This window comes from Actinomycetota bacterium, assembly GCA_041658625.1.
In the GTDB taxonomy this organism is placed as follows: domain Bacteria; phylum Actinomycetota; class JAHEXW01; order JAHEXW01; family JAHEXW01; genus JBAZZW01.
Window position 1 is genome coordinate 468,767 of the sequence record JBAZZW010000002.1, and the last position, 21,805, is coordinate 490,571.

General features: G+C 54.9%; 23 protein-coding genes, 1 tRNA gene and 1 pseudogene. 4 read left to right on the plus strand and 21 right to left on the minus strand.

Annotated elements, in window-relative coordinates:
• Positions 1–5 precede the first annotated feature (5 nt).
• From ribD to WC891_07315, 6 genes are read right to left on the minus strand one after another with little or no spacing between them, the layout of a single operon-like run.
• Complete coding sequence (gene ribD / locus WC891_07290) at positions 6–1,103, minus strand: bifunctional diaminohydroxyphosphoribosylaminopyrimidine deaminase/5-amino-6-(5-phosphoribosylamino)uracil reductase RibD (GenBank protein MFA5867747.1); 1,098 nt, start codon at positions 1,101–1,103, stop codon at positions 6–8.
• A gap of 25 nt (positions 1,104–1,128) precedes the next feature.
• Positions 1,129–1,827: a zinc metallopeptidase gene (locus tag WC891_07295; protein ID MFA5867748.1), complete on the minus strand. Its 699-nt coding sequence runs from the start codon at positions 1,825–1,827 to the stop codon at positions 1,129–1,131.
• Between the two features lie 7 nt (positions 1,828–1,834).
• Positions 1,835–2,764, minus strand: a complete 930-nt coding sequence (gene fmt, locus WC891_07300; GenBank protein ID MFA5867749.1) for a methionyl-tRNA formyltransferase — start codon at positions 2,762–2,764, stop codon at positions 1,835–1,837.
• A complete protein-coding gene (gene def / locus WC891_07305) occupies positions 2,761–3,249 on the minus strand; it encodes a peptide deformylase (protein ID MFA5867750.1) in 489 nt (162 codons plus the stop codon). Before def ends, fmt begins: the two co-directional genes overlap by 4 nt.
• A gap of 51 nt (positions 3,250–3,300) precedes the next feature.
• Positions 3,301–5,604 (minus strand): primosomal protein N', encoded by a 2,304-nt coding sequence (priA, locus tag WC891_07310; GenBank protein ID MFA5867751.1) that lies wholly within the window; start codon positions 5,602–5,604, stop codon positions 3,301–3,303.
• Positions 5,601–6,467 (minus strand): 4Fe-4S binding protein, encoded by an 867-nt coding sequence (locus WC891_07315; GenBank protein MFA5867752.1) that lies wholly within the window; start codon positions 6,465–6,467, stop codon positions 5,601–5,603. The genes priA and WC891_07315 overlap by 4 nt, the downstream gene beginning before the upstream one ends.
• A 146-nt stretch (positions 6,468–6,613) precedes the next feature.
• Between WC891_07315 and WC891_07320 the strand changes: the two genes are divergently transcribed.
• Positions 6,614–7,072 carry a Trp family transcriptional regulator gene (locus tag WC891_07320; protein MFA5867753.1) on the plus strand — a complete coding sequence of 153 codons (459 nt, stop codon included), beginning with the start codon at positions 6,614–6,616 and terminating at the stop codon, positions 7,070–7,072.
• A gap of 261 nt (positions 7,073–7,333) precedes the next feature.
• Here WC891_07320 and WC891_07325 read toward each other — a convergent pair.
• Together WC891_07325 and WC891_07330 are read right to left on the minus strand one after the other, a co-directional pair.
• A tRNA-Pro gene (locus WC891_07325) sits at positions 7,334–7,411 on the minus strand.
• Between the two features lie 35 nt (positions 7,412–7,446).
• Positions 7,447–8,988 (minus strand): HD domain-containing phosphohydrolase, encoded by a 1,542-nt coding sequence (locus WC891_07330; GenBank protein ID MFA5867754.1) that lies wholly within the window; start codon positions 8,986–8,988, stop codon positions 7,447–7,449.
• 52 nt (positions 8,989–9,040) lie between these two features.
• Here WC891_07330 and WC891_07335 point away from each other — a divergent pair, with 52 nt between their 5' ends.
• From WC891_07335 to dinB, 3 genes are all read left to right on the plus strand, one after another.
• Positions 9,041–9,940: a DUF72 domain-containing protein gene (locus tag WC891_07335; protein ID MFA5867755.1), complete on the plus strand. Its 900-nt coding sequence runs from the start codon at positions 9,041–9,043 to the stop codon at positions 9,938–9,940.
• Between the two features lie 79 nt (positions 9,941–10,019).
• Positions 10,020–10,271 carry a hypothetical protein gene (locus WC891_07340; GenBank protein ID MFA5867756.1) on the plus strand — a complete coding sequence of 84 codons (252 nt, stop codon included), beginning with the start codon at positions 10,020–10,022 and terminating at the stop codon, positions 10,269–10,271.
• Positions 10,258–11,529: a DNA polymerase IV gene (gene dinB, locus WC891_07345; GenBank protein MFA5867757.1), complete on the plus strand. Its 1,272-nt coding sequence runs from the start codon at positions 10,258–10,260 to the stop codon at positions 11,527–11,529. Before WC891_07340 ends, dinB begins: the two co-directional genes overlap by 14 nt.
• Before the next feature lie 26 nt (positions 11,530–11,555).
• Here dinB and WC891_07350 read toward each other — a convergent pair whose 3' ends face one another.
• From WC891_07350 to ffh, 13 genes and pseudogenes are all read right to left on the minus strand, one after another.
• A complete protein-coding gene (locus WC891_07350; protein ID MFA5867758.1) occupies positions 11,556–12,071 on the minus strand; it encodes a flavodoxin domain-containing protein in 516 nt (171 codons plus the stop codon).
• 45 nt (positions 12,072–12,116) lie between these two features.
• Positions 12,117–13,073 (minus strand): hypothetical protein, encoded by a 957-nt coding sequence (locus WC891_07355; GenBank protein ID MFA5867759.1) that lies wholly within the window; start codon positions 13,071–13,073, stop codon positions 12,117–12,119.
• Positions 13,074–13,138: 65 nt separating this feature from the next.
• Positions 13,139–13,684, minus strand: a complete 546-nt coding sequence (locus WC891_07360) for a GGDEF domain-containing protein (GenBank protein ID MFA5867760.1) — start codon at positions 13,682–13,684, stop codon at positions 13,139–13,141.
• 16 nt (positions 13,685–13,700) lie between these two features.
• Positions 13,701–14,600: a DNA recombination protein RmuC gene (locus WC891_07365; protein ID MFA5867761.1), complete on the minus strand. Its 900-nt coding sequence runs from the start codon at positions 14,598–14,600 to the stop codon at positions 13,701–13,703.
• Between the two features lies 1 nt (position 14,601).
• Positions 14,602–16,845, minus strand: coding sequence for a diguanylate cyclase (locus WC891_07370; protein ID MFA5867762.1), 2,244 nt, complete (start codon positions 16,843–16,845; stop codon positions 14,602–14,604).
• Between the two features lie 71 nt (positions 16,846–16,916).
• Positions 16,917–17,540: a ribonuclease HII gene (locus tag WC891_07375; GenBank protein ID MFA5867763.1), complete on the minus strand. Its 624-nt coding sequence runs from the start codon at positions 17,538–17,540 to the stop codon at positions 16,917–16,919.
• Complete coding sequence (lepB, locus tag WC891_07380; GenBank protein ID MFA5867764.1) at positions 17,530–18,075, minus strand: signal peptidase I; 546 nt, start codon at positions 18,073–18,075, stop codon at positions 17,530–17,532. The genes WC891_07375 and lepB overlap by 11 nt, the downstream gene beginning before the upstream one ends.
• Positions 18,076–18,446: 371 nt before the next feature.
• A pseudogene (rplS, locus tag WC891_07385) lies at positions 18,447–18,779 on the minus strand (50S ribosomal protein L19).
• Positions 18,776–19,537, minus strand: a complete 762-nt coding sequence (gene trmD, locus WC891_07390) for a tRNA (guanosine(37)-N1)-methyltransferase TrmD (GenBank protein MFA5867765.1) — start codon at positions 19,535–19,537, stop codon at positions 18,776–18,778. The pseudogene rplS and the gene trmD overlap by 4 nt, the downstream one beginning before the upstream one ends.
• Complete coding sequence (gene rimM, locus WC891_07395) at positions 19,538–19,780, minus strand: ribosome maturation factor RimM (GenBank protein MFA5867766.1); 243 nt, start codon at positions 19,778–19,780, stop codon at positions 19,538–19,540.
• Positions 19,780–20,034, minus strand: coding sequence for a KH domain-containing protein (locus WC891_07400; protein MFA5867767.1), 255 nt, complete (start codon positions 20,032–20,034; stop codon positions 19,780–19,782). The genes rimM and WC891_07400 overlap by 1 nt, the downstream gene beginning before the upstream one ends.
• A 28-nt stretch (positions 20,035–20,062) precedes the next feature.
• Positions 20,063–20,416 carry a 30S ribosomal protein S16 gene (gene rpsP, locus WC891_07405; protein ID MFA5867768.1) on the minus strand — a complete coding sequence of 118 codons (354 nt, stop codon included), beginning with the start codon at positions 20,414–20,416 and terminating at the stop codon, positions 20,063–20,065.
• Between the two features lie 24 nt (positions 20,417–20,440).
• Positions 20,441–21,781: a signal recognition particle protein gene (gene ffh, locus WC891_07410; GenBank protein MFA5867769.1), complete on the minus strand. Its 1,341-nt coding sequence runs from the start codon at positions 21,779–21,781 to the stop codon at positions 20,441–20,443.
• Between the last annotated feature and the right edge of the window lie 24 nt (positions 21,782–21,805).

Here is a 21,805-nt window from a genome sequence, read left to right on the forward strand (position 1 = left end):
TTTATCTAAGCTGGATACGCCTCGACATATATGTCGTCGCCGACCTGCCTAAAGTCGAAGAAGCGCAGCTTGATGGCCTTGTTTACGTCGTCGACGCCCAGGCCGCCCAGCAGTCCGGGCGCCCCCTCGCCTCCGATCAGCTTAGGCGCGATAAATATAGCATACTTGTCGACCAGCCCTTCCTGAATAAACGCCGTCGCCAGGGCGGAACCGGCTTCCAAAAGAACCGAGCACATGTCCCGCGCCCCCAGTTCCCGAAGCAACTTGTTTAGATCGATCCGTCCGTTGATCCTGGGGATCATAACGACTTCCGCGCCCGCGTCGCTTAACCTCTGCGATTTGTCCAGCGACATCAGCTCGGTCGTCGCGACGATGGTCAGAGTTTCTTGGGCCGAGGTAACAACCAGCGCGTCTTCCGGAATCTTGCCTTGGCCGTCAATGACCACCCGGACGGGTTGCGTGCCTTTAAAATCTTCCAGCCTGACGTCGAGCCGCGGATTGTCGGCGATCACGGTTCCGATGCCTGTCACGACCGCGTCGCTCTCGCCCCTCATCCGGTGAACCATCTGTCTGGCCGGTTCCGAAGTAATCCAACGCGAGCTGCCTGTTCGCGTAGCGATCTTGCCGTCCAGGCTCATCGCCGTTTTCAAGGTCACAAACGGCAGGCCGCCGCTAATATGTTTATTATAGCCTTCATTCAAACGAGTGATTTCCTCTTTGAAGGGTCCTTCCTCGACTTCTACGTTGCCCGCCCGAAGCGCCGTGACGCCCCGTCCGCTAACCGCCGGGTTCGGATCGTATGCGCCGATGACTACCTTGTTTAGACCGGCTTCGCTGACCGCTTGGGTGCATGGCGGGGTCTTCCCGTAGGTGTTGCACGGCTCCAACGTTACGTACATCGTGCCGCCGTAAGCCGCCCGTCCGGCCGCCTTGATGGCGTTGACCTCGGCGTGAGCGCCGCCCGCGTATTCATGCCAGCCTTCCCCGACTATGCCACCGTTTTGGACGATGACGGCGCCGACAGCCGGATTCGGGCTGGTCATACCTTTGCCGCGTACGGCAAGTTCGATAGCGCGTCTCATAAACCGGTCGTGTTCGGACAATTCGTAATCTCCTTTAACCGGCCGGTTACTCACCGCGTCTGATAATCAAGTATATTAAAGTCATTATGGCCGTCGCCGCCGCCGCGATATACGTCATCGCCGCCGCGCTCAACACCTTTCTGGTCGGCCCGTATTCTTCTTGGGTTATGATACCGCCGTCGCTCAAACCCGCCATCGCCCGGCGGCTGGCGTTAAGCTCCACGGGGAGGGTCACTATTTGAAAAACAACCGCGACGGCGAACACTATGATAGCCACGTTCATAATCAAATATCCAAGGGGCGACCTAAACCAGCCGACGGTCAGTAAACCGATAAAGAAAAGCGGCAAGGCCATCTGCGAGCCGAAATTTGCCGCCGGCACCAGGCCGGCCCTTATCTTCATCGGCCAATAGCCATGCGCGTCTTGGAGAGCGTGCCCGGCCTCATGGGCCGCGACGCCCACAGCCGCCAACGATTTTCCTTCGTAGACGTCGGGCGACAACCTTAGGATTCGTGTTCTAGGGTCATAGTTATCGCTCAGGTTTCCCGGGATAGCTTCTATGGCCACGTCCTGCAAACCGTTGGTGTCTAGCAAATGGCGGCTGGCCTGCGCGCCCGTTAAACCCGAGCGAGGCGCGACCTTCGAGTATTTTTTGAATGCCGACTTCACCTTGAACTGCGCGTACAAGGAAAATATAAGCGCCGGCGCCATAAATAACAGATAAATGGGGTCAAAGAAAAACATCGTGTTTCTATTCTAACATATCGCCCGGCCGCGGCCGGTATCCGCGGACGAACTCAGCGCCCGTCATCGGGCTTTTTCCGGCCGGTTGAAGCTCTGTCAGCAACAGCGCTCCTTCCCCGCAGGCGATAGCCGGGCCGGCCGTCATTAGTTCGATTATATCCCCCGGCCTCCGTCCTGCGTTATCAGGCAGGGCTGCCGACCGCCAAAGCTTAACGCGAGCGCCCTGTTTGAAAAAATAGGCGCCGGGGTTCGGATTAAGCCCTCTCGCCAGGTTCTTAAGCGATATAGCGTCGCGCGTCCAGTCCAGGCGCGCTTCCGCCTTGTCAATTTTCGGCGCGTAGGTGGCCTCTCCGGGCTGGGTTCGCCAGTCGGCGCGTCCCGACTCGATCAGGTCGATGGCTTCGGAGATCAAGCCGGCTCCTATGGCGGATAACCTGGCGAAAAGCTCCCCGGCAGTTTCGTCGGCTTCGATATCCGTGGCCGCGCTCAGTAAAATATCGCCAGTGTCTACTTCAGGCGCGACCTTGAGTATGGTTACGCCGGTCTTGGCATCACCGTTTATGATCGACCTTTGAATGGGCGCCGCTCCCCGATAAGCCGGCAATATTGAGCCGTGTATGTTGATGGCGCCCAAAGGCGGGTCTGTCATGACCCAGTCGGGCAGGATTTTTCCGTAAGCGGCGACAACAATGATGTCGGGATTCCAGGCAAGCATCCTGTCCCTGGCGGCAGGTTCCTTAAGCGTCTCAGGTTGCCAGACCGGAATATTCGCCTGCTGAGCGTATGTCTTTACGGGTGTCGGTTCGGGATGAAGGCCTCTGCCTCGCGGCCGGTCCGGCTGCGATACGGCAGCTACAACTTCGTGGTCTCCGACTGCCAGAGCGGCCAGCGGCTGGACCGCGAAATCCCCCGTCCCTATGAAAACTAGACGGGCTATCGCCGATCCCTCCCGATTATTTTCTTCATGACCTCGCGGCGTTCCTCGTCGCTGGTGCGGTCGATGATCATTATCCCGTTCAAGTGGTCCATCTCATGCTGAAAGACTCTGGCTGTAAGCCCTTCCGCTTCTATCTCCCGTTCACGGGCCTCGAGATCGAGACCTTTTATCCTTATCTTAGCCGCGCGAGTTACCTTCATCTCGCTGTCCGGAATGCTCAGGCAGCCTTCAGTGTCTTCCACGGTCTCATCGCTTTGCCAGACGATTTCCGGGTTAATCAGGACTTCCCTGCCTTCGCCCAGGTCATAGACGAAAATCCTTTTCAAGATGCCTATCTGGGGGCCGGCCAATCCTAATCCCCGGACATCTTCCAGCGTCTCCCACATCTTACTAACGATTTCCTGGAGCTCGTCCGATTGGAAATCCGCGGTTTTCGACGGGCAACGTAGCACCGGGTCGCCAAGCTTGTTAATAGATAAGGACATATCCGGCTCACCTTCCTTGCTTTCTAGAATAACAAACAGCAGCGCCCAGTATCAAAGCAGTGAAACCGGGTCGACGTCGAAGATCACCGTAACGGCGTCCTTTTTGTTCTTTGTCGAGGGTAATCGCAAATGTTCTCGCAGATAGTCGCGCGGGCCCGAGGTGCCGTCCGTTTTTAAGACGATGTGCCAGCGCCACCGATTCTTTAGCCTGGATATCGGCGCCGGCGCCGGGCCCAGAATCTCCCTGATCCCCGTGACCGCGTTCGCTTCGGCGGCCTCGCGAAGATCCGCCGCTATTCTCTCCGCCGTCTCCTCCACCGCGGTCTCCGCCGCGCCCGATAAGCCGATGTTGATCAACTCGCTGAAAGGCGGATAGTCCAGCGCGTCCCGCAGCGTGACTTCGGTTTCGTAGAAAGCGTCGTAGTCGCCGGCCACCAGCGCCTTGACAGCGTAGTTTTCGGGATTATATGTTTGCACGAGAACCCGACCCGGACGGCTGCCCCTGCCCGCCCGGCCGCCTACCTGCATCATAAGTTGGAATGTCCGTTCTCCCGCCCGGAAATCGGGCAGGTTCAGGGCCGTGTCCGCGTTAACGACACCCACCAGCGTAACATCCGGAAAATCAAGACCTTTGGCGATCATCTGTGTACCGAGCAGAATTCCTCCGGCTCCTTCCTTAAAGGCGAGCAGCCGGCGGCGATGTGAATCCTTGCCGACGGTCGTATCCGAGTCCATTCTGGTCACTGGGGTCTCCGGGAAAAGTTCTTTGAGCTCGTCATCAATCCGCTCGGTGCCCGCGCCGAAGAATCCGACTCCCCGGCTGCCGCAATCCGGACAGACCGACGGCGCCGGTTCTTCGTGCCCGCAGTGGTGGCAGACCAATGTCTTCGTCGCCCGATGATAGGTCAGGGAGACGTTGCAGCGGGTACAGTATATTACGTGGCCGCAGTCGCGGCAGATAACAAAATTCGCGAACCCGCGCCTATTAAGGAAAAGGATTGCTTTCTCCTTGCGCTCTATGGTCTTGGTGAGCTCGCTCAGCAGCGTCTCGCTCAGATACCCCGATTGGCCGGCTCGCTGAGCGGTCTTCATGTCGATAATTTCAACTTCGGGCATCGGACGTTCGGCGATCCGCTTCGGCAGGATTAATAGACTGTAATCTTTTTTATCGGCCCTATACCGGCTTTCAATCGACGGCGTAGCGCTGCCCAGAACAACGGCCGCGCCTTCCAGCCGGGCCCGTTCAATGGCCACGTCTCTGGCGTGATATCGCGGCGTCCGGTCTTGCTTGTAGCTGTTCTCCTGTTCCTCGTCGACAACAACAAGGCCCAGGTTCTTCACCGGCGCCCAAACGGCGGATCGCGCGCCGACGACGATCATGTATTCGCCGGTTTTTATCCGGCGCCACTGATCATACCTTTCTCCAAGGCCGAGGCCGCTGTGCAAAACCGCTACATGATCCCCGAACCTAGTCCGCCAGCGCCCGACGGTTTGCGGCGTTAGAGCGATTTCAGGCACCAAGGTAATCGAACCCCTTCCCGCCTTCAGCATTTTTTCAATAGCTCTAAGATAAACCTCTGTTTTTCCGCTGCCCGTCACGCCTTGCAATAGGAAGACTCCTTGGCCCTGACGCGCGCCCTCGTTTATTGCCTCCAGCGCCAGGCTCTGATCCTTTGTCAATTTAAGATCAAGCGGTAGTTCCTCTGGGTAGGTAAAATCCGGCTCCCGGTAAGTCGATGACCTGAAAAACTCGACTAATCCTTTTGCCTCTAAAGACTTCAAAGATGGCCGTGATATGCCCAGATAAGAATAAATCCGGTGCGCCGGCATCTCTCCGTCCTTTAAGGCCGTCAAAGCGCGCCTCTGCTTCGGGGCGCCGGACAATCCGGCCGCCGCTTCGCCAGCTTCTTCTTTTGTGACTATCAGCCGGACGTGCTCCTCAGTCTTTACGTTGACTTGAGGTTGAGAAATGGTGTAGGTCCACTTTCCTTCAACCTGCTGCCGGCTCAAGCGGCGCCCCCGTCCCGGCGGCAGCATCAGTCTGATGACGTCCGAGATGGAACAGATATATTTGTCCGCCGCCCATATAGCAAGTTTTCCCATCGCTTCACTGAACACCGGAAGCTCTTCGACAAGCCCTTCAATCTCCAGGTGCCTTTCCATAACCGGCCTGTCCGTCAGGCCGACGACATATCCCAGCCTCGTCGTCCTGGCGAAAGGAACGACCGCGACCGAACCGACGGCAATCGTGTCGGCCATATCCGACGGGACCGAATACTCAAACGGCCGGTCGATCTCTTTGGCCGGGACGTCAACGATGACAGAAGCGTAAAGCCGCTTGATGTTGTTTTTCATGTCAGAAGCCTTACGTCCAGAGGAGCGGGCTTGCTTTCGTCTCTTGCCAACTCGATCGCGCCGTTCGGGCACCCGCCCTGACAAACGGCGCAACCCATGCAAACGTCGGCATTTACTGTGTAGCCGCCGCTCACGTCCGTCATAACCGCGTCAAAAGGGCAAATCTCGGCGCACGTGCCGCAACGGGCACAGCTCGCTTCGTCGATTCCAGCCACGTATCCGGAGGAGATCATCATCGGCGCGTCGTGGACGACCATCGCCTCGATGCCGCCGCAGCAGCACTTGCAGCAATTGCAGATAGCGTAGAAGCGGTCTCCCATCGCGTCTTTGAACCAAGCCGAGTGAAGATGGCCGCGCTCGTGCTCCGCTTTAAGCAGCGCCAACGCCTCGTCGCGGCTTAAACGCCGCGACTTCCCGGGATGATGTTTAAGGGTGGCGTCGGCGTACGGTTGGCCGACTACCATGCAGACTTGTGTCGGCCGGCAGGGATCCAGCCGGGAGGCCCGGCAGGCGCATTCATAGGCCGCGATATCCGGCGGCCCGTTAAGAACGATTTTCCTGGCGTGTTTATACGGAATAACCTGCTCGATCTCTTGTTCGCCGATGTCGTGATCAAGGGTGACGATCGCCTCGGCTTGCTCCGGCGTCAGCACCTTGCCGTGATATCGCTCCGCCAGCCAGTGCTTCCCCCGGCTGCCGAACCGCGGCACCCAAAAGTTCCTTAAAAATGACACATAACGATCGGTCCACCGGCCATATACAAAAGCATGCAGCCCGTTTCTTATTGGCCTAACCAACAATACCAGCACAACAACTATTATTGGTCCGAATAGCCCAAAAGCGACAATCCTTAAAATAGCCATAAACCGATTATAGACACCGCCTCATCAACAACCAACCTCTTCGCTAAACTCACTATCTGATTCTCCGATTAATCGGAGAATCAGAATCTTAATATTTGGCAATTATCGATTGTTAATAAGATTATAATGTGCAATATTGTTAAATAATGGCGAATACAAACAACCACGCTTTACTTTCAGACGATAGAATCCTTGAACTCTATATTCTTCTATGCGAAGAAATCTGTCTTGCTGACACTCCTGGCCAAGTCGCCGAACTGCTATGCAGGCTTCTAACTCCACAGGAGCTTCGTATGGTCGCCATAAGACTTGAGGTACGCAGAATGCTTTGTGGGGGAGCCACTTATGCAGAAATATCAAACAGTCTAGCGGTTTCGAATGATACTATCTCGCGCATAAGGCTTTCTTTAGAACATACCGGCTTAAGGCCCAGACAAACGCACTCGCTTGCTGAGAATAATCCAATCGGCGAGTCTTTGATTTTCAATCCAAAAGCAATCAATGAATCACATACAAGTCTACTCAATAAATATCCCCAATACTTCTGGCCAGCTCAAATCCTGGCTAATATTGTGCGTGCATCCTCTAAAAAGTCTTCGACTTAGAAATCTGTTTCCAGAGCGCTTTGCTCTTTAGCAAGGGCCATTCGGCTTACACCGATTCTCCGGTTAATCGGAGAATCGGTGTAAGCAATTGATTTCGGATTTTGACTGGACCGGCTTTGGCATGAAGGTCAATTGATGGAAGAACTCTAGTTCTGAGTGGTACAAAAACGGGGTACGGTCACTTTGCCATTCTAGCCCCTAATTTTTGCGGGAAGATTCGCTTATTTCGCGCTTCCCTTTTCATTCTTATACCCTCTGAACTGGTCGGGCGGGCGGGATTCGAACCCGCGGCCTCCGGACCCCCAGTCCGGTGCGCTAACCAAGCTGCGCTACCGCCCGACGTTTGCATTCGAGATTGAAAGGATTTCTATAGTTTAATCTAAAACGAAGGTTTTTGACTTAAGAAGTTTTATGCAGGCCGCCGCGACATCCTCGTCATAAAGAACACCCCTGCCCTTCTCGAGCTCTTCCAGCACATCTTTCCGCTCGAGACGCGCCCGGTATGGACGGTGGCTCAACATCGCCTCGACGACATCGGCGACAGCCAGTATCCTTGCCTCCTGGCATATCTCGTCGCCTTTCAGTCCCAACGGGTAGCCGCTGCCATCGAGCCTCTCGTGATGTTGAATGACGATTTTGGCGATCGGCCAGGGGAAATCTACGGTCTTGAGGATGTCGAAGCCGAATTGAGAGTGTGTCTGGACCATGCCGAACTCCAGGTCGTTGAGGGTTCCCGGTTTACTTAAGATTTCCACAGGAATGTAAATCTTGCCAATGTCGTGGACGGTGCCGGCTATCCTGACGCCTTCCGTCTTCTCCTTGCTCAGATTCAATTCCTTTGCTATCGCCAGCGCCAGTTTTACTACACGCTGCTGATGGCCGGCCGTTGTCGGATCCTTCTTCTCCGCTGTCGCCGCCAGGGCTTCAATGGTTTCTTCCAGCGTTTTCTCAAGTCTCTTTAAACTTGACCGTACCTCTTCATCGGCCGCTTTTTTCTCCTTGGTGAGCTCGATTTTTTGCAGCGCCGCGGTCAGTTGTCTGGTAATGGTCGCGGCCATTTTGATCTCGTCGTCCGACCAATCACATCGGCTTCTAGCACAATATAGCGTCAGAGCATATAAGCCGTGTTTCTGAAAATTGAACGGATAGCAGAGTAGGCTCTTTATGCCGATCTGACCGTGCAAAACCTCAGATGACCCGTCCTTGACCAAAGCTGGATTGACCCTGTCAAAATGGCTTATAAATGGCTCCTTGGTCCGCCAGGGTTCAAGCGCGCCGCCGAGAAACTCGTCCACCGCGTACTGCCCTTTGGCCGTGCCTATCTTGGGCGCCTCGCTGTTAATCCATTCCGCGAGTCCGTTAATCGTTTCTTTCTTAAAATCAATGTGATAGATTAAAGCCCTGTCGACGTCCAAGGCCCGCCCGATCCCTTCGGTCATCTTTCCAAGCAGATCGTCCAGGTTTTCGGGGCCTATCAAAAGGCCGCCAAGTTCATTTAGCGCGGCCGCATACTTTAAACGCTGCTGAAGTTTCCGTTCGTTTTCTTTTAAGTCCTTTTCAGCCGCTTTGGTCCCCGTAATATCCCGAGAGAAACCCATGACCGCTTCGACGGTGCCCTTTTTACTTCTAATGGGTATCAGCCGCGTGCCAAGCCAGATTTCCCGGTCGCCAAACGTATACTGGTTCTCGGCATATGAAGGCTTGCCTGTTTCGAATACCCTTTCTATGTGAGGCGCTTGTTTCTTGATCGAAGCCGGCGGGAATAGGTCTTTGAGGTTCTGGCCGACCACCATCTCCGGACTGCCGCCCAGCATCCCGGCTCCGTGCGCGTTTACGTAGGTTACGATGAGGTCGCGGTTAACGGTGAATATGCTATCTTCCGCTGATTCGGCTATTAACCGGTAGTCGGTATCCACTGTTCCTCCTCTCGCGCTGTATCGCATGTTAATTATAGTTTACTATTCAGATATGAAGCGAATATCTACGGGGACTTGTTCCTGGACCGAACCGACCTTGATCAAGGAATCCTCGTTCTACCCGTCAAGAAACATGACGGCCGAGGAGCGCCTGAGGTATTACGCCGGCGTTTTTTCGACCGTTGAAGTAGATTCCTCTTATTATGCCCTTCCCTCGGAAGCGGTTGTCGGTCTGCAGACAGCTCGTGTGCCTGACGACTTTGTTCTCCATTACAAGGCCTACGGACTGTTAACCGGCCACTCCGTAGAGACGCGGGCTTTGCCCAAAGCCATGCGCGAGCTTTTGCCTTCGGGACTTACCGGACAACCCAGGCTCTTCTGGCGCGACACGCCGGACGACGCTTTGAGGCTTGCTTTTCGGATGTTCGGCGGCGCGATGCGGCCCGCTCAAGCCGCGGGGAAACTAGGGGTTCTTTTATTCCAGTTTCCGCCGTGGTTCTCTTTTTGCAGCGACAACCTGGCCTATATCAACCGCTGCCGCCAGGAGTTGCCGGATTACCGGCTGGCTGTTGAATTCCGCCATCCTAGCTGGCTGGACGACGCCAACGCCGCCAAAACATTCGAGTTTCTGGAACGTGAAGGCCTTGCCTACGTCTCGGTCGACGAGCCGCAGTTCGACCGGCCGGTCACTGTGCCCCCGGTTTTCCGGGCGACGACGGATCTTGCCTATGTCAGACTGCACGGCCGGAACAAGGACGCCTGGTTCAAGAAAGGCGTCTCCGCCGCCGAACGGTTCGCCTATAAATACACGCAAGACGAACTCTTCGACATAGCCAAGCTCATCCGCCCGCTCGCTAAGAAAACCAGCCAGACCTTTGTTATGTTCAACAATTGCTTTCGCGACTACGCCGTCACCAACGCCATGATCATGAGCGAGATTTTGAGGGGTTAGGTTTACTTCTTGCGCCCTCTCCCCTTCCGTGCTACACTAATCTTCCAATACGAACGCTTGTTCGCCTTATAGGTGCGTCATGATTGAAAACATTAAAGAAACAATAAAGGTCAAAGCCATCTTTTCAGCCGGCCGGCTGAAGCCGGAAGCGTTCGTGTGGCGCCGGAGGGTCTATGCCGTCAAGGACATTTTCGGCGCCTACGACAGCCGCCTCGGCCGCTCCCGCCAGCTTCACTACGCAGTCGGCTGCGGCAATGACGACGTGTTTGAGATTCGCCTGGATATAGAGAGCATGGAGTGGCGTCTTGACCGGGTTCATGCCCCGGGCTAGCGCGGACACCGACCGTCCGCCGGTTCGGGAAAATGCCGACATAATCCATCTGGACATGGACGCTTTCTTCGCCTCCGTGGAGCAGCGCGACGTGCCCTTTTACCGTGGAAAACCCCTTATCGTCTGCCACACGGACGACCCCGGCTCACTGAAAGGCGTCGTCTCGGCCGCCTCATACGAGGCCCGGGTCTTCGGCGTCAGGGCCGGTTTATCCGTCCTGGAGGCTAAAAAGCTCGTTAAAAACGGAATCTACATCCCCGGCAACTACGATAAGTATCTCCACACCACCAGGCAGATAAAGGACATCTGCCGCCGTTATTCCGACGTCGTCGAGGTTTATTCGGTCGACGAACTTTTTATCGACGCGGCCGAAACTAAACGCCGCTTCGGCGGGGCGGCCGGTATCGCCTTGGAGATAAAGCGGTCCATCAAGGACGAGCTAAACCTCACCGCTTCCGTCGGCGTGGGACCGAACAAGCTGGTGGCCAAGATGGCCTCGGAGTTTAACAAGCCCGACGGCTTCACCATTATCTCCCCCGCCGATCTGCCTGACGTGCTGGCCCCCCTGCCCGTCGGCGATATAGTCGGCGTCGGGCGCCGGATGCAGCGCCATTTCGACGCAATAGGCGTCAAAACCATCGGCGACCTGGCCCAGATTCCCGTGGAATACCTAACGGCCAAATTCGGCGTTGTCGGAGCAGCACTGCACAACGCGGCGCTCGGCCTTGACGGTTCCCCTGTCGCGCAACGCCAAACGGAAACCCTGGTCAAATCGTTCGGGCACAGCCACGCGCTGGGGAACGGATTGTCCGACCGGCGCGAACTAAAGAGACTTCTGCTGGGGCTGACCGAGGGCGTAGCCCGGCGGATGCGCAAAGAAGGCTACTACGGCCGTGCCGTGCACTTGAGGCTATCGCTGGCCAGGATGTTCTCCCTCTCCCGCTCCAAAACAACCGCCTACTACACCCAGGAAGCCAAAGACATCTTTCCCGTCGCGGCGGCGCTGCTCGCCCGCGAAAGTGAGATTATCGACCGCTATCCCCCGACCATGATCGGAGTCGCGGTAACCAGACTGATCAACGTGAAGGATGGCGTCCAGTTGTCCATTTTTGACCTTATCGACCACAAAAACCGCGACCTGACGCTGGCCGTCGACGCGGTCAGGGAGAAATTCGGGGAGCGGGCGGTCTTCCGGGCTTCGCTTAATTCCTGGAAACGGACGCACCATACCGTACCAAGGTTGGAAATCGCCAAATAGCTCAAATGGTTTATGTCAGTGCTGGATTAATACCGGCGGTTTTCCTTAATGAGCACCGCCATCTGTTCGGCCCACTCTTTCATTGCCTCCCAGTCGCGGAAATCCCCCATCGGTATCTTAGACCTCTTGGCAGTCCATTTCAGAACGAAAGGCAAGTTCTTTACTTCGCGGACGCCGCCGAAAGCGCCCATGCCGATCGGCCTCATCTCATACCGAAGCTGATTCAATATCGAGATAACGCTTTTTTTGTTTTCTTCGGTCGGTTCGGTCAGCATCATGCTCAAACCGAATATCGCTGTCGGCAAAGTGTCCAGTTCGGTCCGGAAGCGTTGCGCGAACGCGACCGCGTCCGGCATCGGCTTGTCCCCTTTAACGGGTGTACCCAGGATGACAGCTTTATAACCTTCCAGGCTGTCAACCGCAGCGGCAGGTTTAACCTCGACTTCCAGCCCTTTGCCCCGGACAAACTCTGCGATGTGTTCGGCGGCCTCGGCAGTATTTCCATGCCGAGTCGCGTAAGCGACAAGTACCTTATCGTCCATCTTCTTTTGCTCCTTGTCTTAAGTGCTTGATGTCCGCCGAGGTCTTTAGGCCGCGTTCTTTTTATACATATTCGCGGCTTGGCTGTCCAAGCTTGTCGCTTCTTTCATCTTAGCCTCGGCCGTGTCGAGGTATTTCGTAGCGACCGATTCTATCCAGGCGGCAAAGTCGCTGTCCGCTCCCACCGTGCTAGACTGAGCTTCCAGTTCGGCATACTTAGCTTCCAATTCCGTTATAAGTTTCGTGGCTGTTCCGATATCTCCGGCCTGTATGGCCGTTATTAATTTACTCAGAATCACCAGCAGTTCCCGGTAATCTTGATTGAGGCTTATAAGATCGTCGATGTCTTGCGACTTAAGGTCCTCGTTAGCCTTTTTCAGAGCCGCTTCGGCGGCAATCAGCGAGCCGTCGGCTGCCGCCAATTGGGCTTGAGCGCCCGCGTAATCCCCGGCGATGCCAGCGGTGACAGCCGCGTCGGCAGCCCCTATGGCGGCTGCCTGTCTATTGACCGCGTCAATTACAAGAGTTGTCGAGCCGATCAGCTTTCTTGTTTCTGTCAGGCCGTTAATTAAGGCGTCCAATGCCGCCGCCGCCGCCGCGTCTCTTTTAATAAGAAGCTCAAGATAGTCCTGATACCACGCGGGGAGGTTCAACTTCTTGGCGTCAGCCAACTTTTTGTCGGCTTCAGCCAGTTCGTCGATCATCTCCTGGGCTTTGCTTTCCGACTTCACGATTTGATCTTGCATGGCGGCTACAGCGGAAGGATCTGAAAAATCTTCCTTGTTCGCTCCCAGTTTCTCAAGTTCCGTCTCTATTTCCGCTGACGAGGCTTCGACATTCTTGAAATTCTTGTTAGCCGTGTCGACAAGTGTGTTAGCCTGGGCCGTTTGCCAGGCTCCCGGTCCCAGGATAAAGAACCATCCGCCGGCGCTACCGGCGCAGCAACATAATAAAAGAACGAGGATAACCGCGATCGCTATTCCTACTTTAGCCCCTGTCTTCATGAAAAGCCTCCTTTTCCTGCTGGCCATGGCCTCATTTTATCATAATAGGCGCTTATGTACGGTATCTAAACCGTCGGCGGTTTGTGCCTTACTACCCGATCTCCTCCGGACTGTTTCGCCTCGTACATGGCTGTATCGCCCCATCGAAGGACAGTTTCCGCGTCGGCCGAACCTGCCACCGCGACAACGCCAATGCTCAAGCTTAGGCTGAAGTTCCAGTCTGTCTCTTGATAACCGTTAACCGCCGCTCTCATGCGTTCCGCCGCGACCTCCGCGCCGTCGGGTCCTTCGCCCTCCAGCAGCGCCGCGAATTCATCGCTGCCTAAGCGGGCCAACATGTCCTCATCCCTCAACCAAGTCTTAAGCACTCCTGTAATGTCCTTTAAAACGCGATCCCCGGTTTCCTCACCGAAAGTGTCGTTCACCAGTTTGAAGTTATCTATGTCGATTACCATCAACGCCGTACGTTTGCCGCGCCTGGCTCGGCTGATAGCTCTGGTAAGCGCGTCCATTAATACTTGCCGGTTTACATAGCTGGTTAAAGGGTCCCTCGTCGCTTCGTAATATTCCTGCTCGATACCGCTTTTCGGTTCGCTGTGTTGATCCGGCATTGCTCCTCCTTAACTCTTAGTCCTTCTTTAACGTCTCGACGACATCGAGCTTGCCGCTCAATTTGGACAGTCTCTTGGCCGCTTCATCGTATTTGTTATGAGCGTTGGTAAGATGGGTTCCGACTGTTTCAAAATCTCCCGTAAAGCGGTCCATGTCTCCCCTGAGCCGGCTGATAAGCTCTATTATCTCAGCCGCCTTTTCCTCGACGCTCATCCCCCGTAAACCTAGCATAATCGTCTGCAGATATGCGAACATTGTTCGAGGCGAAACCGGGATTACCTTCCTGGCGACTGCATAATCGGCCGGATTAACACCTTCGTAGTCGGTTGCGATAACCTCATAGTAGATTCTCTCCGATGGCAGATACATAAGCGCAAAGTCGTAGGTGGCTTCGTCGGGCAGAATATATTTCGTCGCTATGTCGTCCGCGTGGCGCGAGAGATCCCTGGCGAATTGCTTCTTATGCTTCGCGCGCTCGTCATCGTTCCCGGCGTCGATCATTCTTTGAAAACTGTCCAAGGGGAACTTCGCGTCGACCGGTACCAGGCGGTCACCCAGCTTAATCACAGCGTCAACCCGCTCACCGGACGAGAATGTGTGCTGGACCGCGAAATTCGACGGCAGCATCTGCTGCAAAAGCTCCCTCAGCATTACCTCGCCCATAACGCCCCGGGCTTTCGGCGGTTTAAGAATATCCTGCAGGCTGGCGATGTTTTCGCCTATCTCCCGCATCCGCCGGCCGGATTCCGAAAGCTCGCCCAGCCTCTCCTGAACATTCATGATTGTTGAATTGGCCGAATCCAAACGCGAGTCTATGTCCGATCTCAGCCTGGCGTTCTGCCGCTGCGTCTCCACGACAACGAGCCCGACGACCAGTATTAGAATTACCAAAAGCACGGCAATCAGATATTCCATGCTAGTAATTATAGTCTAAGAAGCCCGGTTCGAATACGAGAACCCGGTCGCCGCCGCGCCTTTTTGCCTCGTACATGGCCGCGTCCGCTTCTGCCATCGCTTTGCCGGCCGCGGTTTTCTGATGTATGTCTGTTAAACCTATGCTTACAGTAAGGGGGCCGCCATCGCTGACTTTGACTTTCTTTTTTACATTGGCCACTAAACGCGTCGCTGTGATCATAGCAGCCTCAAGGTTTTGCCCTTCCAGGATAACGGCAAACTCGTCTCCCCCCAGCCTGGCCAGCAGATCTTCTTTCCGCAACATTCGGCGCGCGGTTGCGGCCACGGCCGCCAGGGCTTTATCGCCCTCGTGGTGTCCGAATCTATCGTTTATGCTTTTAAAATCGTCTAAGTCGATAAACAACAGAGCGCTCGGTTCCCCGCGTTTTGCTTTAGCCACCGCGTTCTCGATCTCTTCATCGAAGCGCCGGCGGTTGACTGTATCTGTCAGCACGTCGTGCGTCGCCATATAGGCAAGTTCTTCAGCCTTAAGGCGCCGCTCAGTCACGTCAACGATTGCTCCGTAGAATCCGGCGAATCTATTGCGGAGGTTATAAATCGACTGAACGTAATCGATCACCCAGCGATAGGTCCCGTCATATCTGCGCATCCGGTATTCGATTTCGGTATGAGCTCTGGTTTTTGCCGCCTGGTCAAGAAGTCTAGCCCGTCCTTTCACATCCTCTTGGTGAATCGATTTCTCCCATCCGCCGTTCATTAATTGCTCTTCTTCCTTTCCCGAAAAGGCTATCGCGGCCTTGTTTACGTAGTTGCAGCGTCCCGCCGCGTCCGCCCGCCAAACGGGATTGGGAAAATGGTCGAAAAGGTATATATAGAAGTCGCGGGCTCGAGCGGTTTTTTCTTCCGCGATTTTTCTTTCCGCGATGTTCTGCGAACTAACCAAGACTTTTACGACTTTTTCCGATTCGTCCTTAATGGGTACCAGCCACGTGTCTACCCAGCGCTTATCCCCGCTAAACTCCCTTTGCTCCTCAGCGTGTTCGCCGACGCCCGTCTCCATGACTCTCCTTATCCTCTGTCGATCCCTCAACTGTTGCTCCGGCGACAGCGGACTAACCCAGTCCGTTCCGAAAACGTCTTCGGGGTTGTCCCCGAACTCCGCCGTCGCCTCACTGTTGATAAAGTCGAGTTTCATATCCGGGCCGAAAACGATGACCCTGTTATGCGTCGCCTCCGCGAGCTTCGTATACAATTGCTGGCTTAAGAATTCCTGGCTGGAAGCGTGTTCAAGTCGCGCCAGCATTTCATTTACATTCTCGTTTAAGTCCGACATTTCGTCACGGCCGGTTACATTTATTCGTTTGCTTAGATCCGAGCTGTCTTTAATGTTCTCAATAACGCCTTTGGCTTGTTTTATTCGCTGCGTAATCCCAAGGTTAATCCCGCCAAGGTTGGCGATCATCACAGCCAGCCCGACCGCCATCATGAGGCTGATTGAGCCGAATATTATCCAAACGGCGTACGGCAGCATCGTCGTGTTGTTGACCGCTCTGATTAGGGCGACGGGGCGACCTTCCTGGCCGCGCAGCAGGCCGTACACAACCGTCCATTCTCCACCATCAGGAACCACATATATCGCTTTACCCTTAACCAGTTCGCTTTTAGCGGTTTTAGCCACCGTTCCTTCGGCAAAATCGTAAGGAGACACGGTCACCGCGAATTCGTTCATCCTCGTGAGCTTTCGCGCGTACTCCGCGTCGATGATTTTACCGACAATCAGGAACGTATCATGCTGGGCCGGCGCGACGCCGAAAACGATTAATCGGTCCTTAACCGCGAGCACGCCACAGTTCCCGTCCGCCCCTGTTCCAGCCTGTCCTTCCTCAGTCGAGGCAAGGTACGCGTCCAAAATAATTTGGGGTTTCAGCGACGCGTAATAGGGGTCGATATATTCTTCAATGATGGTGCCATCCGCTCGGCCGTAGATAAAAACATTGCAGTAAGTGATACCCGGAAAATAAACGGCCGGATCGGCGGTTAGGCCGGCTTTGACGGCCCGGTCTTTCATCTCTAAAGAGTCCTCACGAATCACGGCCCTGATGAATTCCATGCTTTTTTCGGCTTCGTTAAGCCTAAGGTTATTAAAAAGAAACGTTACGGAGAAATATGATATCAATCCTCCGATAAGGACCAGGGCGGAAAGCGCTGCGAACGAGGTGAAAGTGGCCTTGGCGATGATCTTCACGCAGCCTCCTTAATGCTAGGAAGCTGTCATTAAGATTATTGTGCGCCTTTATTGGCCATTTGTAAAATGTTTCACAACAGTTTGAGGGCCGAGCATGGCCGGTAACTAAGGCGATGTGCCGGCGAGGGGCCCAGCGACACTATGGCCGCCAGGTGCTCGGCGGAGCCGTAACCCTTGTGGCGCTCAAAACCGTAACCGGGGTACTTTTCAGCTAATTGAACCATTAACTTGTCCCTTGTCACTTTGGCAATTATCGAAGCGGCCGCGATGGAGGCGACCGTAGAATCCCCGTCGCGGACTCCTTCCCACGGCAGCTGGAAAGCGTCGTTCTTATACCAGTCGGCGGCTACGTAATCAGGTTTACTGCTTAGGGATAAGACGGCCGATTCCAAAGCGAGCATGTTGGCGGCTTGGATTCCCAGCCGGTCAATGTCGGCCGGTTCGACGACGCCAACGCTCCAGGCAAGGCAACCGGCCGTTATGCTTTCATAAAGGCCAGAGCGCTTTTTTTCAGTTAGTTTTTTGGAGTCACGCAAACCGTCCGGCTTGCTTTTCAGGTGGAGAATAACGGCCGCGGCGACCAGGGGTCCGGCCAGGGATCCTCGCCCCGCTTCGTCGGCTCCCGCAATTATACGAAAGCCGCGAGCCCGCAGTTCAGTTTCATAATCGGCAGATATCGAGTCACTACAACACACGAGAGTGGGCCAGCGGCCACCAAACGACAAAAACCTTTCCCAGTATATTTTCCTTAGGTATCGGCCCGAACCGCCGGCTGTCCGAGCTAACCGGCCTATTGTCGCCCATAACAAAAAACTTCCCTGGCGGCACCCTTAGCGGACCCATATTGTCGACGCTGTGATCGCTTGATATGTAAGGTTCGTCGACCTTTTTCTCATTGACGTACGTCTCGCCGTTCCTTATTGAGATGACTTCCCCCGGCAGAGCGATTACGCGTTTGACGAAATCGTCCTCGCTGCCCATCGGATCCAACAAAATGACGATATCTCCCCGTTTAGGATCGGACACCCTATAGGTCAACCGGTTGATAAAAACGCGATCAAATTCGTAGAGTGTCGGCTCCATAGAATGTTGTTTTATTTCGAAGTTGCCGAAGAGGAAATTCTGCAGGGCGTAGGCTAATAGGTACGCCACCGCGAAAATAACTACAAACTCGACAAAAACCGATAAGCCGCTGCGCTCTTTATGACCAGCCGGCGTTGATTCGGGCATTATTCCGCGGGTTTATCTTCAGGATTTTCTACTGGAACATCTTCAGCGGCGGGCGCTTCTTCAGCCGCGGGTTCCGCTTTTTCTTTCGCGGGGGCTTCTTCAACCGCCGGTTCCGCTTTTACTTCAGCGAGTGCTTCTTCAGCCGCGTGTTCCGGCGCCGCTTCAGGCTTGTCCTCCGTAGCCTCGGGGGAGGAGGGTTCTTCCACCGCTGGCGCCTCAGCAACCTCGGTGGCGATCTCGGCGGCCCCTACGGCTTCTTCTTCACCCTCGGCAACTTCAACGGCGGCTGTTTCATCAAGACCAAGCCGTTTGCGTTCCGCGTCCGAATGTTCTATGTCGGCGCTGGCCGGAATACCGCCCTCCACAAATGTCTCTTTGATGCGGGCTTTCTTGCCGACACGGTCGCGAAGGTAGTATAACTTGGCCCGCCTGACGGACCCGCGTGATTTAATCTCGATCTTGGCCACCATCGGACTGTGGACAGGGAAGGTCCGCTCCGTCCCGACGCCGAAGCTGATTTTCCTGACCGTAAACGTCTCCCTTAAGCCCTTGCCTTGGCGTTTAATAACGGTTCCCTGAAACACCTGGATCCGCTCGCGGTCGCCTTCAACTACCCGGACATGGACTCGTACCGTATCGCCGGACTTAAAGTCCGGAATCTTTTTTCTCAGATAGTCATTCTCAAATGCCTGGATCTTGTTCATTTCTCGGTTCTCCCCTTCTTCGTGTCGCGCATTAGCCCTGCGGCCTCCGCCTGTTCTTCTTCAGTCAAGTCCGCCACGGTCAAAAGATCCGGCCGGCGGCGAGCCGTCACAGCTATCGCCTGCTCGCGACGCCATCTGGATATTTTAGCATGATTTCCCGATAAAAGAACATCCGGAACGGCGATATCCATAAATTCCCGAGGCCTCGTATATTGCGGATATTCCAGCAAACCGCCGGCAAATGATTCCTCGTCCAGCGACAGGTCGCTGCCCAACACCCCTGGTAACAACCTGACAATACTGTCGACAAAAGCCAGCACGGCCGGTTCCCCGCCGCTTAAGACATAATCACCGGCTGACAGCTCGTCAGAGGCTAAAGCGTGGATCCTTTCGTCGACGCCTTCGTAATGGCCGCAAATAAAAACAATCCTTTCCTCTTTGGCTAACTCATCGGCAATGGCCTGGTCAAAACGTCGTCCCCGCGGCGTCGTAAGGACTATTCGCGCTCCGGTCGCTTTTTCGGGCGCCGCCCCCAAGACGTTTGCCAGCGCCCGGTAAATCGGCTCCGGCGTCATCACCATGCCCGCGCCACCGCCGTAAGGACAATCGTCAACGGAACGATGGACGTCGTCGGTGAAATCCCGTATATCGGTAACCCGGATATTAACCAGGCCTTTTTCCGCGGCGATTCGTAATATTCCTTCCCTTGCCGGGGACTCGAAATAGCCTGGAAATATCGTTAGGACATCGATAATCATCTAAATCAATCCGGGCATCGGGTCAATGGTGATAACGCCCGCTTCCAAATCGATGTCCTTGACGACTTGCTTGATTGCCGGAATCAAAATCTCGTCATCGCTAGCGTCAGGTTTTACGTAGTAGACGTCGTTCGCGCCCGTCTTCATAATCGCCGAAACACGGCCGATCTCGCGGCCGTCGCTCGTAATTACTTTAAGCCCGATTATTTCCTCATAGAGATATGTCTTGTCAGTCGGTTCCACTAGCTTTCGGGCGCCTCGGAAATCTCAATATTTACGCTGGTATCGCCCGCGGCCGCTCTGATGACGGTACGCAAAGCGGATATGATCCGGCCTTTCTTTCCGATAACCCGTCCCATATCATCGGGGGCGACGCTTACAATGAAAACAAGTCCGTCCCCGTCTGTTGTTTCCTCGATTGCCACAGCGTCCATGTCGTCGACTATTGCCGACACAAGGACGCTGACCAGTTCCTTAAGTCTTGCTTCCGTTTCTATTTAAACCGCCTCCGTCGCTTCGGTTTCTTTATTGAGCTTCCGTTGACGCGGGCTCCTCGGCCGCGACGGCCTCAGGTTTCGCCGCCTTGGCGGGTTTGGCCGCTGCCTTACCGGCGCGCGCTTTCTTCGCCGGGGGCGCATCAATAACGCCTGTTATGGCCAGCAACTTGCTGACCGTGTTTGAGGGTTGAGCCCCTTTAGCCAGCCACGATTTGGCCTTGTCCGCGTCTATGTCGATAGTCGACGGGTCCGTCTTCGGATCATAAAACCCTATCGCCTCGATAAAACGTCCGTCGCGCGGCATGCGCGAATCGGCGACGACGACTCGGTAACTGGGTAATTTCTTACGGCCTGTCCTGGTCAATCTTATTCTTACCGCCAAACTCTTCCACCTCCTTTAAAATCTTTAAACTAAGGGGAAACCGGGTTTGCCACGCCGTCCCGCTTTTCCGCCTTTCATGGATTTCATCAACTTCTTCATCATATCAAACTGCTTTAAAAGTGCGTTTATATCCGATACACGCGCACCACTGCCGCCCGCGATCCTGGACCGGCGGCTCCCATTGATGATTTTCGGATTAGCTCGCTCCTCCGCTGTCATGGACTGGATAACGGCTTTGGTCCTTTTGAGGCCGTTTTCGTCAACGGACAAACCTCGCATATCCTTGGGCAAAAGGTTCTTGGGCAGCATTTCCATCATATCATTGAGCCCGCCCATCGCGCTGATCCGGTCGAGTTCCTCAAGAAAGTCGTCCAAGGTGAATTGCTCGTTTAAAAGCTTCTGCGCCGTCTTGGCCGCGTCTTCCCTGTTGACCGCTTCTTCAGCTTTCTCAACCAGGGACATGACATCACCCATGCCGAGAATTCTCGACGCCATCCGGTCCGGATAAAATACGTCGAAATCCTTCGATTTCTCCCCGGTCGACACGAACATGACCGGCTTACCGGTAACCTGCCTAATTGACAGAGCGGCGCCGCCTCTCGCGTCCCCGTCCAGCTTGGTCAGTATAACGCCTTCGAAATCGACCGCCTCGTTGAACGCTAAAGCCTGGTTAACCGCGTCCTGTCCGATCATGGAATCGGCGACGAACAGAATATGCCGAGGTTCGACCTTCTTATTAATGTCTTTCAGCTCAGCCATCAGGATCTCATCGATATGCAAACGCCCGGCCGTATCAAGTATTAGCAGATCGTAACGCGATCCGGCCGCGTGCTTGTCGGCGCCGGCCGCGATCTCCAGCGGTGTCTGCCCTTTCTCACCGACATAAACCTCTATGTCAAGTTCCGAGCCCAACGCCTTTAGCTGATCCTGGGCCGCCGGCCGGTAAGTATCGGCCGCGACCAACAACGGCGTCAGTCCTTTTTGCTTATAACGCAGCGCCAGCTTGGCCGCCGCCGTGGTTTTTCCGGAACCCTGCAAGCCGGCCAGCATGATTTTGTCCGGTTTCGGCCCGCCTATCTTTAGCTCCGCGGCCGCCCCGCCCATAATCGAAGCCAACTCGTCGTGTACAATCTTCACGACCTGCTGCCCTGGCGTCAGGCTTTTCATAACCGCCTCGCCGAGCGCTTTGTCTTTGATGCCGGCGATAAAATCCTTGACAACCTTGTAATTTACGTCGGCTTCCAGGAGCGCCAATCGTATTTCCCGGCCGGTCTCGTCTATCGCTTTCTCATCGATTCGTCCGCGGCCTGAGATTTTTCTGACGATGTCTCCGAACCGCCCTGACAATGTCTCAAACACTTTTATGCTCCCGTTTTACGGCAAAATAAT